Source organism: Ilumatobacter sp. (assembly GCF_046290335.1).
Classification (GTDB): Bacteria; Actinomycetota; Acidimicrobiia; order Acidimicrobiales; family Ilumatobacteraceae; genus Ilumatobacter_A.
On sequence record NZ_JBKAGH010000001.1, the window covers coordinates 129300 to 146531 of the forward strand.

A 17232-nucleotide genomic window follows, 5' to 3' on the forward strand; every position below is an offset into this window, starting at 1 on the left:
GTGGCCGGGCCATCGGCGGGTGACGGGCGTAGCCTGTCGGCCCTATGGCCGCAACAGATCTCGAACAGATCGTCTCCCTCTGCAAGCGCCGCGGGTTCGTGTACCAATCCGCCGAGATCTACGGCGGGTTCCGCTCGACGTACGACTACGGGCCGCTCGGCTCGTTGTTGCTGCGCAATGTGAAAGAGGCGTGGGTGCGCTCGATGGTGCAACAGCGCGACGACGTCGTGTTGATCGATGCGGCCATCCTCAGCCCACCGCAGGTGTGGCAGGCGTCTGGACATCTGGCGAATTTCTCCGACCCACTGGTCGACTGCACGGACTGCAAGACGCGGCATCGGCTCGACAAGCTGGACGACCCGGACACCTGCCCCAACTGTGGAAAGACGGGCACGTTCACCGAGGCTCGCGAGTTCAACCTGATGTTCAAGACCCAGGCAGGCCCGGTCGAGGGCACGGGCGCCGATGCGTACCTGCGTCCCGAGACGGCGCAAGGCATGTTCACGAACTTCGGTCAGGTGCTGCAGACCTCGCGAAAGAAGCCTCCGTTCGGCATCGCGCAGGTCGGCAAGTCGTTCCGTAACGAGATCACGCCGCAGAACTGGATCTTCCGCACCCGCGAGTTCGAGCAGATGGAGCTCGAGTTCTTCGTGCCGCCCGAGGAGTCGGCGCAGTGGTACGAGTACTGGTGCAACGAGCGGCTGAACTGGTACATCGAGCACGGCATTCCGGCCGACATGTTGATGTTGCGCCCGCATGACGACGACGAGTTGTCGCACTATTCGGCAGGCACGTCCGACGTCGAGTTCAAGTTTCCGTGGGGCTTCGACGAGCTCGAAGGCATCGCACAGCGCACCGACTACGACCTCAAGGCCCACTCGGCGGTGTCGGGTGAGCGGCTCGACTATTTCGATCCGCAGACGAACGAACGCTACGTGCCCTATGTGATCGAGCCGGCCGCCGGGGCGACCCGCACGATGGCGGCGTTCCTCCTCGCCGCCTACGACGAAGACGAGATCAACGGCGAGACCCGCACGGTGCTGCGTTTGCATCCGCGGCTCGCTCCGTACAAGATCGCCGTGTTGCCGTTGAGCAAGAAGGACACGCTCACGCCGCTCGCGCACGAGGTCCGCAAGCTGCTCGCCGATCGGTACATGGTCGACTACGACGAAACGCAGAACATCGGCAAGCGCTACCGACGCCAAGACGAGATCGGCACGCCGCTGGCCGTCACGGTCGACTTCGATTCGCTCGACGATCAAGCCGTCACCGTGCGAGATCGTGACACGACCGAGCAGGTCCGCGTTCCGATCTCCGACCTCCTCAGCACCGTCGGCCAACGTCTCGGCTTCTGAACGACAGAGTGGGTCAGACCCACTCTGTCGCCACAATGACGGCGTGGCCGTGACGTACCTCGACAAGATTCTCGCCCGTCATCGAGAGATGGCGGAGGCCGACGCTCGTCCGCTCGACCCGCTGGTCGACCAGGCGATGGCGATGGCGCCAGCTCGCGGGTTTCGTCGCGCGCTCGCCGGGCGTGATCGTCTGGCCGTCATCGCCGAGATCAAGCGTCGCTCGCCGTCGAAGGGCGATCTGAACATCGGCCTCGATCCGGCTGTGTGGGCCCGACAGTACGAAGCAGGCGGAGCGTCGTGTCTGTCGGTGCTCACCGACGTCGAAGGATTCGGAGGCTCCGTCGACGACCTACAGGCTGCCCGCGGTTCGTGTTCGCTCCCGGTGATCCGCAAGGACTTCACGGTGTGCGAACACGATGTCGTCGACGCTCGGTTGATGGGGGCCGACTGCGTGCTGCTGATCGCCGCCGCGCTCGACCCGAGCGAGCTCGCTCGGTTCCACCGTCTGGCGGTCGACATCGGACTCGACGTGCTCGTCGAGATCCACGACGAGCACGAACTCGATCACGCACTCGCTGCCGATGCGACGCTGATCGGCGTGAATCAACGCGATCTCGTGACGTTTCAGGTCGATCATGCTCGCGCCGTGCGCATGGCTGGCGTGATTCCCGACCACGCGGTCAAGGTCGCCGAATCCGGGGTCCGCGGATCCGACGACGCCCGGATGCTGCACGATGCCGGCTATCACGCGGTTCTGGTCGGCGAGACGCTCGTGACGAGCGGCGATCCGATCGCAGCGATCGGTGACCTGATCGGTTGATCGGCCCCGGGCTCGATTCAGCCCTGGTCGTTTCGGGCGGCTCCCGAGCGTCGTCGTTTCGCGTCGGCGACCAGCAGCCGCTGGTACAGCCCCGCTGGCAGCCGGGACACGAGATCGAACACTTTCGCGTCCGGTCCGATGAGCGCGCGTCGACGATTGCGCTCGACGGCCTTCAGGATCTGACGAGCGGCCTTCTCCGGCGTGCTGCGAGCGAGCTTGTCGAACTCGTTCACGAACTCGGCGGCGGAACTCCCGGCGATGATCATGCTCTCGTCGGTACGGGCGTTGCGCGCGATGCTGGTCCGGATACCCCCGGGGTGGATGGTCGTGGCCGACACGCCGGCCCCCTCGATCTCGAGCTCCATCCGAAGCGCATCGGTGAACCCACGCACTGCGAACTTCGACGCGTTGTAGGCCGACTGCGTGGGGATGCTGACGAGGCCGAACACGCTCGAGATATTGACCACGTGCCCGTCACCAGAATGCCGCAGATGCGGCAGAAACGCCTGGGTGCCGTGCACGACACCCCAGAAGTTGATGTTCATCAGCCACTCGAAATCGTCGATCGATTGCGCGGCTGCAGCGGCTCCGAGACCGACACCGGCGTTGTTGATCACGAGATCGACGCCGCCGTGTTGCTCGACGACATCGTCAGCCCACGCGAACACGGCGTCGCGGTCAGCCACGTCGACCCGGGCGGGAGATACGCGAACGCCCGGCCTCTCGCAGCGCGCGACCGTCTCGGCGAGCCCGGCCTCATCGACGTCGCTGAGCGACAGATGCGCACCGCGTTCGGCGAGCGCGAGTGCGAGTGCCTGCCCGATACCCGAGCCGGCACCGGTGACGGCGGCGACTCGCCCGCTGAAGTGCTTCACGAGCGCCGCGGTTCGGGGGCGAGTTGCGGTGAAATCGTCGACGGTGAGGTGGTCGACGCTGAGATTCTCGAGGTTCCGGTCATGTCAGTCGCGGTAGCGCTCGATGCCCTCGACGATTCGCTCGTTGAGGGTTTCCAAGAACTGGACGCGCGCCCACTTCTTGTGTTCGCCGGAGATGAGGTTCCACGGTGCGAACTCGTGGTCGGTCTTGGCGAACATGTCCTCGATCGCCTCGACGTAGCGCGGCCACTTGTCGCGGTTGCGCCAGTCTTCGTCGTTGAGTTTCCACTGTCGCAGTGGGTCGGCGGCACGGTTCTCGAAGCGTCGAAGCTGTTCCTCCTGGCTCACCTGCATCCACATCTTGACGAGGATCACGCCCTCGAGAACGAGCGACCGCTCGAACTGCACGATCTCGTCGTAGGCGCGCGTCCACTGTTCCTCGGTAGCGAACCCCTCGACGCGCTCGACGAGCAAGCGTCCATACCAACTCCGGTCGAACAGGCACATCCCGCCGAGTCCCGGCACCTTGGTCCAGAATCGCCAGAGGAAGTGGTGGCGCTTCTCGCGTTCGTCGGGCTTCGAGTAGGAGTAGACCGAGAAGTGACGGGGGTCGAGCACTTCGACCGTACGTCGGATGGCGCCACCCTTTCCGCCAGCATCGACACCTTCGACCACGACGAGGAGGCCGGGTCCGATCTTGCCGCCGTTGGTCTGGCCGCCGAGGCCGAGACGGAGCTCGAGGAAACGTGCCTGCGCTGCTGCGAGCCGCTTCTCGTACTCGTCGCGATCGAGGCGAAGGGTGAGATCGATGTCGTCCAGTCGTCCCATGCGCCCGAGACCCTACCGATCGTCACTCGCGGCGAGCCAATACACGAGCGACCCCGAGCCGGTCGGGTACCGTACGACGCACCATGTTCGTCAAGATCTGCGGCATCACCAACGAAGACGATGCGCTCTTGGCGGTCGCCATGGGCGCCGACGCCGTCGGGTTCATCTTCGCTCCATCGCCACGTCAGATCTCGGCGCAGCAGGCCTATGACATCACCCGTCGACTCCCGCCGGAGATTCTCACCGTCGGTGTGTTCCGCAACGAACTTCCCGCACGCGTGATCGAGATCGGACACAAGGCCGGCGTGAAAGGCGTGCAATTGCACGGTCACGAGACCGCCGAGCAGTGTCGCGAGATCGCCGGACACTTCCGCTGGACGATCAAGGCGTTTGCCGCCGGTGACGAGAACCTGCCACGGGCCGATCGGTACGGCACCGACATGATCCTGATGGATGCTCCCGAGCCGGGTTCGGGAAAGGTGTTCGATTGGAACCTCGCCGGCGATGCCCCGTCGCAGCTGAAACTGATCCTGGCCGGCGGGCTGCACGCTGACAACGTCACGGCGGCGATCACCGAAGTCGAGCCATGGGGCGTCGACGTGTCGAGCGGCGTGGAGAAGTCACCTGGAAAGAAGGACCCGGTCGCGGTCATGCGCTTCATCGAAAACGCCAAGTCTGCCGCCCCGGAGCAGTACCGCGGCGACGACGATGGTCCGTACAACTGGGACTTCGAGTAGGGCGTCTCCGATTACCGTTGCGCACCCGTCTGCGGTGATCGCTACATTGCGAAGGAGATGAACCCTCCTCCAGCTCCCTCTGCCAGCCTGTCAGCCGCGCCGGATCCGACTGGTCGCTTCGGCGAATTCGGGGGACGGTTCGTCCCCGAGACGCTCGTTCCGGCCTGCCAGGAACTGGAAGCATCCTTCGCTGACGCCTGGGCAGACCCCATGTTTCGAGCCGAGTTGACCGACGTGCACGAGAAGTACTCAGGGCGTCCGTCGATCATGACCGAGTGTCACAACCTCGGCGCTCGACTCGGCATCCGGCTGATCCTGAAGCGCGAAGATCTCAACCACACCGGCTCGCACAAGATCAACAACGTCATCGGACAGGCGCTGCTGGCCAAACGTATGGGCAAGCATCGCATCGTCGCCGACACGGGCGCAGGTCAGCATGGCGTCGCGAGCGCCACCGCAGCAGCGTTGATGGGCCTCGAGTGCAAGGTGTACATGGGCGCCGTCGACGTCGAACGTCAAGCGCTGAACGTGTTCCGCATGAAGCTGCTCGGGGCCGAGGTCGAATCGGTCGAGTCGGGGAGCCGAACGCTGAAAGACGCCGTCAACGAAGCGATGCGCCACTGGGTCGCCAACGTGTCCGACACGCACTTCTGCCTGGGATCGGTCGTGGGTCCGCATCCCTATCCCTACATGGTGCGCCAGTTCCAATCCATCATCGGCGACGAAGCGCACGCCCAGATCCAGGAGATGACCGGCGAGATGCCCGACGTGGTCGTGGCGTGTGTCGGCGGCGGTTCGAACGCGATGGGGATCTTCTCGGGCTTCGTCGACGAGGCAGCGACTCGGCTCGTTGGTGTCGAGCCAGCGGGTGGAGCTGCAGTTGGCCGTGGTACCCCCGGCGTCGTCCACGGGTCGCGCAGTTACCTGATGCAAGACGAGGTCGGCCAAGTCGAGGAGGCGGTCTCGATCTCGGCCGGGCTCGACTACCCGGGTGTCGGGCCGGAGCACTCCCATCTGGCGTCGATCGGCCGGGCGGAGTACCCCAGCGTCACCGACGACGAGGTCATCGCTGGTTTTCGGCTGCTGTCGGAAACCGAGGGCATCATCCCAGCGCTGGAGTGTGCGCATGCGGTGGCGTGGATCTCGCGGGAGGCGCCGAATCTGCAGGGGCAGACGGTGCTGATGAACCTGTCGGGTCGTGGCGACAAGGACGTGGCCCAGATGATGGACATCCTCGCCGACGAGTTCGGCGGGACGGGCGCCTGATGGGCCGCATCGAGTCGGAGTTCCGAGCCAAGCGCGCCGAGGGGCGCAAGCTGCTGGTCCCGTACATCACGGGCGGTTACCCGGGGTGGCAGGAGGCGATCCGCGCCTGCGCGGCCAACGGCGCCGACGCGATCGAGATCGGGATTCCCTTCTCCGATCCGGTCATGGACGGACCTGTGATCCAGCAGGCGTCACAGGCAGCGCTGGAGGCAGGCGTGACCCCGACGTCGATTCTCCATGAGGTGCCCGATCTCGATGTCGACATCCCGCTCGCGGTCATGACGTACTACAACCTCGTGCACCATCCGGGCCCCGAGCGTTTCGCCGCCGAACTCGCTCGAGCGGGAATCTCGGGCGCGATCCTGCCCGATCTCCCACTGGAGGAAGCCGGTCCGTGGTGCGAGGCGGCCGACGCTCACGGCATCGAGACGATCATGCTCGCCGCGCCGACGGCGCCCGACGAGCGCTTGCCATTGGTCGCCGCCCGAGCCCGGGGTTTTCTGTACTCGGTCGGTCTCCTCGGGGTGACGGGTGAGCGATCGTCGCTTGCCGAGACCGCCACCGATCTCGCCGCACGACTCAAGGCGGTGACCGACACACCCGTGCTCGTCGGCGTCGGTGTCTCCAACGCGGAGCAGGCGTATCAGGCGACCCGAGTGGCCGACGGAGTGATCCAAGGCGCCAGCATGGTTCGACGTCTCATGCAGTTCGGGCCCGACGCCGTCGGTGACTACGTCGCTGAGGTGCGCTCGGCTCTCGACGCACCATGACTCGCCGGGTGACGCCTTCCACACCGGAGGCGCTGCTCAGATCGACTGGACGGCGAAGGCCGGGATCAGCGCGCCGACCGCGCCGCCGCGACGAGCCGTAGCCAGCCGTTCGTCGGAAGACGACCGTCGAGGGTCGACCCGTGCGAGAACGTGCACCGCAACGCCGTGTTCGACTGCTGCATCGTGAAACGCCTCACCCTCGTGGGTGACGGTGGCTTCGCCCGCCGACGTGTCGGCATCGAGGTGTAGGCGCAGGGCGAAACGGTCGATCACGATGGCTGCAGACGTCGGGCTGTCGGCCAACGACTCGAGGTTCAGGTCGGCGGCGGGACGCAGCCAGGGGCGCAACACGGCGACCTCCGCAGAAAGGTCATCGTGCCAGGCACCATGACCTTTCGTGGAGGGTGGCGCCGGATCCCAGTCGATCACGTCGATCGAGATGATGAGGTGGGCCCGCGCTCCAGCGGGCCCGACGACGACTTCGGTGCGATGTGACTCGCGTCGGCGCCGAGCCACGGGACGGTCAGCCGCCGGACTTCTGGCGGATGATGTTGAGCGCCGACCCGGCCTTGAACCACTCGACCTGCTCGGGGCTGAAGGTGTGCTTCGCCTCGAAGTCGACGATCGAACCATCCGGCTTGACGATCTGGCAGCGGACCGGCTGGCCGGGCACGGGTGGGAGCCCGACCACGTTGATCCGGTCGTCTTCGTCGATCTTGTCGTAGTCGGCAGGATCGGCGAAGGTGAGCGGGATCATGCCCTGCTTCTTGAGGTTCGTCTCGTGGATGCGGGCGAAGCTGCGGGCGATCGCCACGATGCCCTTGCGGAAGCGCGGTTCCATCGCCGCGTGCTCGCGGCTCGAACCCTCGCCCATGTTCTCGTCGCCGATCACGACCCACGGCTGCCCAGCGGCGTGATACGCCTCGGCGATGTCGGGGAAGGTCTGGGTCGCGCCGGTGAGCTGGTTCTTGCCGTAGCCGACCTCGTAGTCCATGCCGTCGGCCTGGGAGAAGGCGTTGACGGCACCGAGGTACAGGTTGCCCGAGATGTTCTCGAGGTGCCCGCGGTACTTGAGCCACGGTCCCGCCATGGAGATGTGGTCGGTGGTGAACTTGCCCTGCGCCTTGACCAGGACCGGGAGGCCCATGATGTCGTTGCCGTCCCACGGCTCGAACGGTTCGAGCAGTTGGAGGCGGTCGGAGGTCGGCGACACGATGACCTCGATGTCGTCGCCGCCATCGGCCGGGGGAGCGGTGAACGTGTCTTCGCCCGGATCGAATCCGGCGGACGGCAGCACCTCGCCCACCGGTGCGTCGAGCAGGATCTCGGTGCCGTCGGGGGCCGTGATCGTGTCGACGGTCGGGTCGAAGTCGAGTCGACCCGACAGTGCGATCGCGAGCACGGTGTCGGGGGAGGTGACGAAGCTGAGCGTGTTGGCGGAGCCGTCGTTGCGCTTCGGGAAGTTGCGGTTGAACGAGTTGACGATCGTGTTCGGCTGACCGGTCACCGACGCCGGACGCGACCACTGCCCGATGCACGGACCGCACGCGTTGGCGAGGACGGTGGCGCCGATCGCCTCGAGGTCGGCGAGCAGACCGTCACGTTCGATCGTCGCGCGCACCTGCTCGGAGCCGGGCGTGATCAAGAGTTCGGTCTTCGCCGTGATCCCCGAAGCGGCGGCCTGCCGGGCGATCGAGGCGACGCGGGTGATGTCCTCGTAGGACGAGTTGGTGCACGAGCCGATCAGGCACGCGGACGGCTCCAGCGGCCATCCGTGTTCGCGAGCGGCCGCACCGATGCCGGCCGCACCGACGAGGTGGGCGCGGTCGGGGGAGTGGGGGCCGTTGATCTGCGGCTTGAGGGTGCTGAGGTCGATCTCGAGCAGCTGGTCGTACAGCGCCCCGTCGTCGGGACGGAGGTGCTCGGCGACCTGGTCGGCCGCGTCGGCGATCGCTTCGCGGCCCGTCGACTTCAGGTACATCGCCATGTTCAGGTCGTACGGGAACGTCGAGGTCGTCGCCCCGATCTCGGCACCCATGTTGCAGATCGTGCCCTTCCCGGTCGCCGAGATCGTCTCGGCGCCAGGGCCGTGGTATTCGACGATGGCGCCGGTGCCACCCTTCACCGTGAGCTGGCGCGCGACTTCGAGGATCACGTCTTTCGGACTGGACCATCCGCTGAGTTCGCCGGTGAGGCGGACACCGATCACCTTCGGCCACTTGACGTTGAACGGGAAGCCGGTCATGACGTCGACCGCATCGGCGCCACCGACGCCGATCGCGATCATGCCGAGGCCACCTGCGTTGGGCGTGTGGCTGTCGGTGCCGATCATCATGCCGCCCGGAAAGGCGTAGTTCTCGAGCACGACCTGGTGGATGATGCCCGAGCCGGGGCCCCAGAAGCCGAGGCCGTAGCGGGCCGACACGGACTTGAGGAAGTCGTACACCTCTGCGTTGGTGTCGATCGCCACGCCCAAGTCGATGGCAGCGCCGACTTTCGCCTGGATGAGGTGGTCGCAGTGCACGGTCGACGGCACCGCCGCTTCATCGAGCCCGGCCGTCATGAACTGCAACAAGGCCATCTGCGCGGTGGCATCCTGCATCGCCACGCGGTCGGGGTGGAAGTCGGCGTAGCTCTCGCCGCGTTCCATCTCCTGGGTCGCCGGATCGACCAGGTGGTTGATGAGGATCTTCTCGGTCAGGGTGAGCGGCCGTCCGAGGCGTTCTCGCCCGAGCTGGACCCGTTCGGCCAGGGTTCCGTAGACGGATTCGACGAGTTCGATCGGGGTGGTCGCAGACGCTTGCATGTAGACAACTATAATACAAGTTCATGCTCGACCCAATTACTCTCCGCACCGTGGGCGGTTCCAGACCACACGGCTCACTCGGAGACGTGTACGCGGTCGCGTTCGGGGCAGTGGTCGCTCTCGGGGCGGCGGTCGCTCTCGCGGTCGGGGACGCGGCGGGTCCGACGATCGTCAGGCGTCGCGAGTGAGGCGAATCCGCTATCAGGAGATCGCCGACGAGTTGCGACTGCGCCTTCGTGACGCACCCGTCGGCTCGGTGCTGCCCTCCGAGGCGGAGATGTCGAAAGAGTTCGACGCCTCACGCGTCACGATCCGTCGAGCGCTCGAACTCGTTCGTGAAGATGGTCTGATCGCTGCTCGTCAAGGCTTCGGTTGGTACATCGCAGGGGAGCCCGTGCGTCAGTCACTGGAGTCGCTGGGCACCATCGAGCGACAGATCGAGCAGGGCGGATGGGCATCGGAGCGAAAGATCGAGGAGTTCGCGTTCGAACGTCCGCCCGATCGTGTTCGACGACTGCTCGGGGTCGAGCAGGTGCTGCGCGTGAAGCGTGTCAACCTCGCCGACGGCGAGCCGTTCGCGGTGGTCACCGTCTGGTGCCCGGCCGATCTCGGCGCGAATCTCTCGCGACGCGACGTCGAACGGCGTCCCTTCTACGAACTTCTCGATGTCGAACTCCGCGGCGCGACCCAGACCATCGGCGCAGATGCTGCGGGGCCTGACGACGCGGCGCTGCTGAACATTCCGATCGGTGCGCCGCTGCTGCGCTGCCAGCGCGTGACGACCGACCGTGACGGCCACCCCGTGCTGGTCAGCGAGCATCTCTTCCCGGCGCATCGCACCGAGTTCGTGGTCGAACTACCCCAAGCGGAACCGTCGATGACGCCGAGCGGGCTGCGCATCGTCGAGTGACTCGCCGGGCGACAGGCGGACCCACTCGGTCGCTCAGTTGGCGGGGGAGATCGACACCGGGATCGCGGATTGCACGGCCATGCCGGTGATCGGATCGAAACCGACGTCGGTGGAGACCAACCGATTCGTCGGCGCGCCGTGGAGGCGAACGTCGGCGGGGTCGGTGGAGGCCCTTCCCCATGAGTGCGCCATCGAGACGACGCCACGGCGGAGGTCGGGCGACGCTGCGACGACGCCGTCGATCGTGCCGTGCGGCGAGGTGATGGTGACGATGTCACCCGGCGCCACACCGAGCAGGTCGAGGTCGTCGGGATGTAGATGGGCATCGTTGGTCGTGCCGACCGCAGCCAGCTTGGGAAGTTCGGTGCCGAGCGAGTTGAGGACGTGCTTGAGTCGTCGACTCACGAGCCGGAAAGGAAAGGCACTCCCACTCGTCTCGTCGTGGTCGACGAACTCGCGCTCGACATCGGCGAGTTCGGCGGCGACGTCGGCCGGTGCAACGGCGAACCGCGCGACGGAAGTGGGGTCACCCTCGACGACCGTGATGCGACGGTCGTCGCGAATCGTCGCACCGTCGGCACGGATCTGGGCCATCGGGACGCGAGCGTTGCCGTACACGAGGTCGAGAATCGCGTCGTCGTCGACGTGCTCGTCGAGCGCCCCGTCGGACATCGGGATCGGTCCGCCGGGCAGCTCGATCGGGGTCCCGTTGCGGGCCGCGATGCCTGCGAACACCTCCCACTCCGTGATCAGGTCGTCGGTGACCTCGAGCACGGCCGGCGTGTAGTTGATGTACGGCGCCGGGAATCGCCGATCCATGATGTGGGGAACGTCGGCGCGTTCGAGTTCGAGACGCGGTGCGATCACGTAGTCGGCCATCTCCGCGGTGGGTGTCATGCGGTGATCGATCACGACGAGCAGGTCGAGGTGACGCAGTGCCTCCTCGGTCTTGTGCTGATCGGGAAACGCCACGATCGGATTACCGCCCGACACGATCAACGCTCGCACCTGCCCGTCGCCGGGTAACAAGATCTCGTCGGCGAGCCGGCTGGTCAGCATCTCGCCGCCCGGCGCGCCGAACAACCCCGCCACACGGTGCGCTGGGCCGGGGGAGGGTGAACTCGGTGCGAGCACCTGCGCTCGGCGCGTGTCGCCGGGACCGAGGAACGCTCCGCTCTCCAAGGTGTCGCCGGGGCGGTTCACGCGTCCGCAGATCACGTTGAGGGTCAGGGCGAGATGCTCGGTGAGCATCGAGTGCGGCGCCATGTTCGGCCCGGTTCCGGTTCCCGCTGCCCCACGCGGTCCTGCCGCGAAGAGCCGAGCGGCTGCGGCGACGTCGTCGGCGTCGACGCCGCATCGCTGCGCGACATGGTCGAGCGTGAACGGCTCGACGCTCACCCGCAAGGTGTCGAGTTGGTCGACGTGTCGCGTGCAGAAGTCGTCGTCGTGGAGCCCTTCGTCGAGGATCACCCGGATCAGACCGGCGAGGAGCGCTGGGTCTTCTCCTGGTCGCACGGGAAGATGGATGTCGGCGGCCGCGGCGAGTTCGGTGCGGCGCGGGTCGATCACGATCAGGGTCAGGCCGCGTTCCTTCGCTCGGCGCAGCGACACGAAGGGGTTGGTGCCCTGCAGACCGCCGGCCGGGCCGTACGACGACACGAGCGGGTTGTAGCCGACCGCGAGCGAGACGTCGGCGTCGCTGAAGTTGTGCCAGCCCGCTTCCCACGATCCGAGGCGCAAGGCGGCCGCCCGGTGCGCTGGCTGGTCGATGGTCACCGACGTGTAGAACGACGGCGACTCGAAGCCGCGATGCCACGCCTGCGCGACTGCGGCCGACGTCGAGTTCTGGAACGCTCCCGTACCGGTATAGCTGGCGACGGCCCGAGGTCCGTACCGCTCGACGATCTCGCGGATCTTCTCGGCGATCTCGTCCAGGGCATGCGCCGACGAGACCTGTTCGAACTCGCCGGAGTCGCCGCGCCGAAGCGTCGAGCGGAGCCGATCCGGGTGGTGATGCTGGTCGGGGAGTTGGCGACCCTTGATGCACGCGTAGCCCTCGAACAGCGGATCGTCCCGGTCGCCTCGAGCAGCGACGACGCGCGTGCCGTCTTCGATGTCGACGAGCATGGCGCACGCTGCGTGGCAGATTCGACAGAACGTGGAGCGTGTCACCGTCGTGCCCGGTGAGTCGCTGTTCCCAGCGATGTCGGGCGGGATCGTCGGCGGGGCGGAGGCCATGTGATCGATGCTCGCAGAACGGCGTGGCGGTATCGCACCCGAAGCGACTCCGGTTCATCGGGCACAGCCCTGCGCCCGCCGGCGGACATCGACGTAACATCCGCGAGATGGGAATCGCGCAGATGTGGCAGACGTTTCGGTCGGTGGCGCAGTTCGACTCGTTCGAGTTCGACCGCACCAGGCGTCGACTCAAGCGTGTCGCATCCGTCGACGACCTGCGACGACTCGCGAAGCGCAACCTGCCGGCCGGCGTGTTCGACTACATCGACGGGGGAGCGGAGGACGAACGCTCGCTGGCGTCGAGTTCGTCCGATTTCGCCGACATCGAGTTTCGTCCGCGGGTCCTGCGTGACGTGTCCGACCTCGACACCACGACCACGATCTTCGGAAAGCGGGCGTCGATGCCGGTCATCTTGTCGCCGACCGGCTTCACCCGCATCGCCCATTCCCACGGGGAGTTGGCCGTGACGCGGGCGGCGGCGCGTGCAGGGATCCCCTGGTCGCTGTCGACGATGGGTACTCGCTCGATCGAGGAGTGCGCTGCCGCGAATCCCGACGGTGAGAAGTGGTTCCAGATCTACACCTGGAAGGATCGCGGTCTGGTCGAAGAGTTGGTCGGTCGCGCCCGGGCAGCCGGGTACGGAGCGGTGTGGCTCACGGTCGACACCGCGGTGCTCGGTCGCCGCGAACGAGACGTGCGCCGCGGGATGACCCTGCCTCCGAAGCTTGGTCCGAGAACGCTCGTCGACGGGGCGCTCCATCCGGCATGGACCTGGGATTTCCTGCGCGCCGAGCCGATCACCTTCGCGAACATCGTCGGACGGCACGAAGAAGACGGCTCGACGGCGATCTCGCTCGCAGATCACGTCGCTCGCCAGTTCGATCAGGCGCTCTCGTGGGACGACATCGAGTGGCTCCGCAGCTTCTGGGACGGACCGATCGTGCTCAAAGGGATCCAGACCGTCGCCGACGCAAAGCAGGCTGTTGCATCTGGCGTCACCGGCATCGCGTTGTCGAACCACGGCGGACGGCAACTGGACGACGCGCCGAGCCCCGTGTCGTTGATCGAACCGGTCCGCCAGGAGATCGGCGATCAAGCGACGCTGATCTGCGACGGTGGCATTCGACGTGGAAGCGACATCGTGAAGGCGCTTGCCTTGGGCGCCGATGCGGTCTCGCTCGGACGGCCGTACTTCCTGGCGCTCGGCGCAGGTGGCGAGGCCGGCGTCGACTGGCTGCTCGACTTCTTGCGCACCGGCCTGGAACGCACGATGGCCCTGACCGGTTGCCGGTCGCTCGACGAGATCGATCGTGATCTCGTCGCCTGGAAACGCTGAAGATCGGGGCGCGCTCGCGGCCGAATTCAGCTGCCGGGCACCTCGATGACGGGTGCGGTGTCGAGGGTCTCGACCACCGAGAACGACGCGAACCCGCCGATCGTGGGTGTTTCGATCTGGGCGCCGATGACGCGTTCGCCGAGGGGGTCGAGCGTGATGGTCACGACGAGGGTCGTCGGCTCGACCGTCGACGGTTCGATGAGTCCCCAGGGGCGTAGCCACTCGGCTCGAGCTTCGGGGTCGGCAGCATGGAAGGCCTCGTCGTCGACGATGAAGAAGTAGGTCGGTCCGCTGCCGCCGTCCTTGAGTCCGCTGTTGACGAGGAACGGGGCGGTGGCGTCCGGGATCACGCCCTCGATGTCGGGGAGTCCACCGAGGCCGATCACCGGAGTGTCGCCGAAGGGATCCTCAGCGAGTTCGAACCACTCGTCGCTGTCGGCGACCGATCCGTAGAAGGTGCCGTCGATCATGCGGAAGCTGATGCCATCGCTGGCGTCGACGGCGAAGTTCTCCGTGGTCAGGTCGACGATGATGTCGAGATCTTGGCCGGACGGATCGGCCCACGTGAAACGGTAGCCCTGCAGGTCGTCGGTCGGGTTGGCGTTCTCGTCGAGGCCGAGTTCGGCGAGGATCTCGCGTTCGTCGGATCGGTCGTTCATGTCGTCGACGACCGCTTGCGCGTCGTCGAGGATCTGTCCTGCGGCCGTCATCGAGTCCGATGCCTGGGCATCGAGTGCTGCCGGGCCGAGCGGCGCGTCACCTCTGCTCGCGTCGGGCTCGTCGCCATTGCCGCCACGGAACATCAAGAAGGTGGCGAGGCCGACGATGGCCACAGCGAACGCAACGAGGAGCCAGCCGATGGGGAGACGCGTACCGCGTGACCTGGGTGTGGCTACACCGTCGCTGTCCTCGGCGTGGTCGTGTACCCCGGCAACGGTCGTCAGACCGCCAGGCAGACTCGACGGCAGACTGGACGGGGGGCTCGGCGGCGGCAGTGCGGGCGACGGTTCGGATGGCGCAGTGAGCGGGCGGCCGGGCGGTGCTGCTGGTGGCGGGAGCCTCGGTGCGTCGAAGGCGGAGTATTCGGTGGACACATCTCGTCATCGGCCCACATTGACGAAACCTTGAGACGACGCAACGCCGAGACGGAACTCGTCACGGTCACGCCGTGGCGACACGGCGACGCCGCTGGACTTGCGGTGGCAGCGAGTCAGCGGACGGGTCAACTCACCATGTGTCCCAGTGCGTCACCGTCTCGAGCGGGAGTCGCTGGGCCAGCCTGAAGTCGGTACCGAGCGTGTGGGCGATGGGGAAGAGCCCGGCCTGGGTGACCGAGTCGTGTGGAATGCCGAGCAATTCCGCTGCCTCGGCATCGCCGCCGTCCATCAGGTGGATCGTGGTCCACGCCGATCCCATGCCGCGCTCACGCAACGCGAGCATGAAGCTCCACACCGCCGGGAGCAGCGATCCCCACGCTGAGGCTGCGTAGAACGTCGGAACCCGGTCGAGTTGGCCTTCGATGCAGGGGATCAGCATCAGCGGTGCGCGATGAAAGTTCTCGACGAGGTGCACTGCGGATGCGGTGACCTTGTCCTTCTGGTCGTGACGCGGGTCACCGGGCTGGTACTCGTTGGAGGCGGCCATCCCGGCGTACTTCTGGAAGTTGCGGGCATAGATGTCGGCGAGTGCCTGCTTCTTGGCCGGATCTTCCACCATCACGAAGTGCCAGCCCTGCTTGTTGGAGCCGGTCGGTGCCTGGAGGGCGATCTCGAGGCAGCGCTCGACCTCGGCACGGTCGACCGGCCGGTCGAAGTCGAGGCGCTTGCGGACCGATCGGGTGGTGGTGAGGACGTCGTCAGCGGACAGACCGAGTTGCATGGCGTGAGCTTGTCATCTCGCCGGAAGCGAGAACGAAGGGGTCGGTGCGCGAAACTCACATCCATGTCAGATCGAGTCACCGTTTCCATCTCCGACGGCATCGCCGAGGTACGTCTCAGCCGCCCGGACAAGCGCAATGCCCTCGACAACGCCATGTTCTCGGCGATCGCCGAGGCCGGCGAGCGGCTCAAGACCGAGCCGGGGGTGCGCGTCGTCGTGCTGCACGGCGAAGGCCCGTCGTTCTGCGCCGGACTCGACTTCTCGTCGATGCAGGCGCTGGCCAACTCGGGTGACGGTGCCGTCCAGGACGCAGCCTCGCGCAGCGACGGCAATCCCGGCCAGATGGCCGACGGCAGGATCACCCACCTCGGACAGCAGGTGTGCTGGGTATGGCAGGAGGTGCCCGTGCCGGTCATCGCCGCCGTTCACGGACACGCGCTCGGGGGAGGCATCCAGATCGCCCTCGGGGCCGACATTCGCATCGTGCACCCCGACACCAAGATGTCGGTCCGCGAAGTGCACTGGGGTCTGGTGCCCGACATGACCGGCACGTTCATGCTCTCCAAGCTCACGCGTCCCGACATCGCCCGCGAGCTGACGTACACGGCGCGCATCTTCAGCGGCCGCGACGCGGCGGAGATGGGCCTCGTGACCAAGCTCTCGGAGCAGCCCTACGACGAAGCGATGGCGATGGCCCGAGACATCGCCGGACGCAGCCCCGGTGCGGTCCGTGGGGCCAAGGCACTGTTCAATGGCCTCGACCACCAGGGTGCGGCGGAGGCATTCGATGCCGAGCGTCGCGTGATCGGCGAGCAGATCGGCTCGCCGAACCAAATGGAAGCCGTGATGTCCGGTTTCGAAAACCGTCCGCCGGTCTTTGCCGACTGAGGCCAGACTGCATCAATGCTGATCGAACGGATCCGAGACGACCTCAACGCTGCGACGAAGCGCCGAGATGCGCTCGTACAGCGCACGCTGCGCTCGGTGATCGCCGCAGTGCAGGAGGCGCAGGTGTCCGGAGCCGAGGCGACGCAACTCGACGACTCGGGAGTCGAAGCCGTGATCAAGTCGCAGGTCAAGCGACGTATCGACGCCGCCGAGGCGTTCGACGCAGGCGGACGCGACGATCGTGCCGCCGACGAGCGAGCCGAGCTGGCGATCCTCGAGACGTACCTACCGGCAGCGCTGAGCGCCGACGAACTCACCGAGATCGTCGATCGTGTCGTGGCCGCAGGCGGATTCTCGGCGCCCTCCGACATGGGCCCGGCGATGAAGGCGGTCAACGCCGAAGTCGCCGGGCGAGCCGACGGCCGCACCGTCGCCGACCTCGTCAAGTCCCGGCTCAGCTGAAGCGAACCAGGTTCCACGAAGTCCTCCCAGGTCATCGTGCCTGGCACGATGACCTGGGATCA

Annotated in this window: 16 protein-coding genes; 9 read left to right on the top strand and 7 right to left on the bottom strand. The window is 66.5% G+C overall.

Annotated features, from left to right (window positions below; translation table 11 throughout):
• Positions 1–44: 44 nt before the first annotated feature.
• Together ACE37B_RS00545 and ACE37B_RS00550 are read left to right on the top strand one after the other, a co-directional pair.
• Positions 45–1355 (top strand): glycine--tRNA ligase, encoded by a 1311-nt coding sequence (locus ACE37B_RS00545; protein ID WP_409921335.1) that lies wholly within the window; start codon positions 45–47, stop codon positions 1353–1355.
• 43 nt (positions 1356–1398) lie between these two features.
• Positions 1399–2175, top strand: a complete 777-nt coding sequence (locus ACE37B_RS00550) for an indole-3-glycerol phosphate synthase TrpC (protein WP_409921336.1) — start codon at positions 1399–1401, stop codon at positions 2173–2175.
• 17 nt (positions 2176–2192) lie between these two features.
• Here the strand turns inward: ACE37B_RS00550 and ACE37B_RS00555 are convergent, their stop codons facing one another.
• Positions 2193–3050: an SDR family NAD(P)-dependent oxidoreductase gene (locus ACE37B_RS00555; protein WP_409921337.1), complete on the bottom strand. Its 858-nt coding sequence runs from the start codon at positions 3048–3050 to the stop codon at positions 2193–2195.
• An 84-nt stretch (positions 3051–3134) separates the two neighbouring features.
• Positions 3135–3878, bottom strand: a complete 744-nt coding sequence (locus ACE37B_RS00560; RefSeq protein ID WP_409921338.1) for a polyphosphate kinase 2 family protein — start codon at positions 3876–3878, stop codon at positions 3135–3137.
• Positions 3879–3961: 83 nt separating this feature from the next.
• On the opposite strand from ACE37B_RS00560, the gene ACE37B_RS00565 reads away from it, so the two are divergent.
• From ACE37B_RS00565 to trpA, 3 genes are read left to right on the top strand one after another with little or no spacing between them, the layout of a single operon-like run.
• On the top strand, positions 3962–4615 hold the full coding sequence (locus tag ACE37B_RS00565) for a phosphoribosylanthranilate isomerase (protein ID WP_409921339.1): 654 nt from the start codon (positions 3962–3964) through the stop codon (positions 4613–4615).
• 57 nt (positions 4616–4672) lie between these two features.
• Positions 4673–5881, top strand: a complete 1209-nt coding sequence (trpB, locus tag ACE37B_RS00570) for a tryptophan synthase subunit beta (RefSeq protein ID WP_409921340.1) — start codon at positions 4673–4675, stop codon at positions 5879–5881.
• Entirely contained in the window at positions 5881–6651 is a 771-nt protein-coding gene (trpA, locus tag ACE37B_RS00575) for a tryptophan synthase subunit alpha (RefSeq protein WP_409921341.1), read from the top strand. Before trpB ends, trpA begins: the two co-directional genes overlap by 1 nt.
• Before the next feature lie 36 nt (positions 6652–6687).
• Here the strand turns inward: trpA and ACE37B_RS00580 are convergent, their stop codons facing one another.
• Entirely contained in the window at positions 6688–7167 is a 480-nt protein-coding gene (locus ACE37B_RS00580; RefSeq protein ID WP_409921342.1) for a hypothetical protein, read from the bottom strand.
• Positions 7168–7174: 7 nt separating this feature from the next.
• Positions 7175–9457 (bottom strand): aconitate hydratase, encoded by a 2283-nt coding sequence (locus ACE37B_RS00585; protein WP_409921343.1) that lies wholly within the window; start codon positions 9455–9457, stop codon positions 7175–7177.
• A 184-nt stretch (positions 9458–9641) separates the two neighbouring features.
• Between ACE37B_RS00585 and ACE37B_RS00590 the strand changes: the two genes are divergently transcribed.
• Positions 9642–10367, top strand: coding sequence for a GntR family transcriptional regulator (locus ACE37B_RS00590; RefSeq protein WP_409921344.1), 726 nt, complete (start codon positions 9642–9644; stop codon positions 10365–10367).
• 33 nt (positions 10368–10400) lie between these two features.
• Here the strand turns inward: ACE37B_RS00590 and ACE37B_RS00595 are convergent, their stop codons facing one another.
• A complete protein-coding gene (locus ACE37B_RS00595) occupies positions 10401–12605 on the bottom strand; it encodes a molybdopterin-dependent oxidoreductase (protein ID WP_409921345.1) in 2205 nt (734 codons plus the stop codon).
• A gap of 107 nt (positions 12606–12712) precedes the next feature.
• Between ACE37B_RS00595 and ACE37B_RS00600 the strand changes: the two genes are divergently transcribed.
• Positions 12713–13942 carry an alpha-hydroxy acid oxidase gene (locus tag ACE37B_RS00600; protein ID WP_409921346.1) on the top strand — a complete coding sequence of 410 codons (1230 nt, stop codon included), beginning with the start codon at positions 12713–12715 and terminating at the stop codon, positions 13940–13942.
• Positions 13943–13968: 26 nt separating this feature from the next.
• Here ACE37B_RS00600 and ACE37B_RS00605 read toward each other — a convergent pair whose 3' ends face one another.
• Entirely contained in the window at positions 13969–14775 is an 807-nt protein-coding gene (locus ACE37B_RS00605; RefSeq protein WP_409921347.1) for a hypothetical protein, read from the bottom strand.
• A 394-nt stretch (positions 14776–15169) separates the two neighbouring features.
• The gene (locus tag ACE37B_RS00610) at positions 15170–15820 is read right to left on the bottom strand and encodes a nitroreductase family protein (protein WP_409921348.1); all 651 of its coding nucleotides are present in this window, start codon (positions 15818–15820) and stop codon (positions 15170–15172) included.
• A gap of 63 nt (positions 15821–15883) precedes the next feature.
• On the opposite strand from ACE37B_RS00610, the gene ACE37B_RS00615 reads away from it, so the two are divergent.
• Positions 15884–16708 carry a crotonase/enoyl-CoA hydratase family protein gene (locus ACE37B_RS00615; protein WP_409921349.1) on the top strand — a complete coding sequence of 275 codons (825 nt, stop codon included), beginning with the start codon at positions 15884–15886 and terminating at the stop codon, positions 16706–16708.
• 15 nt (positions 16709–16723) lie between these two features.
• Positions 16724–17170, top strand: coding sequence for a GatB/YqeY domain-containing protein (locus tag ACE37B_RS00620; protein WP_409921350.1), 447 nt, complete (start codon positions 16724–16726; stop codon positions 17168–17170).
• Positions 17171–17232: the final 62 nt, after the last annotated feature.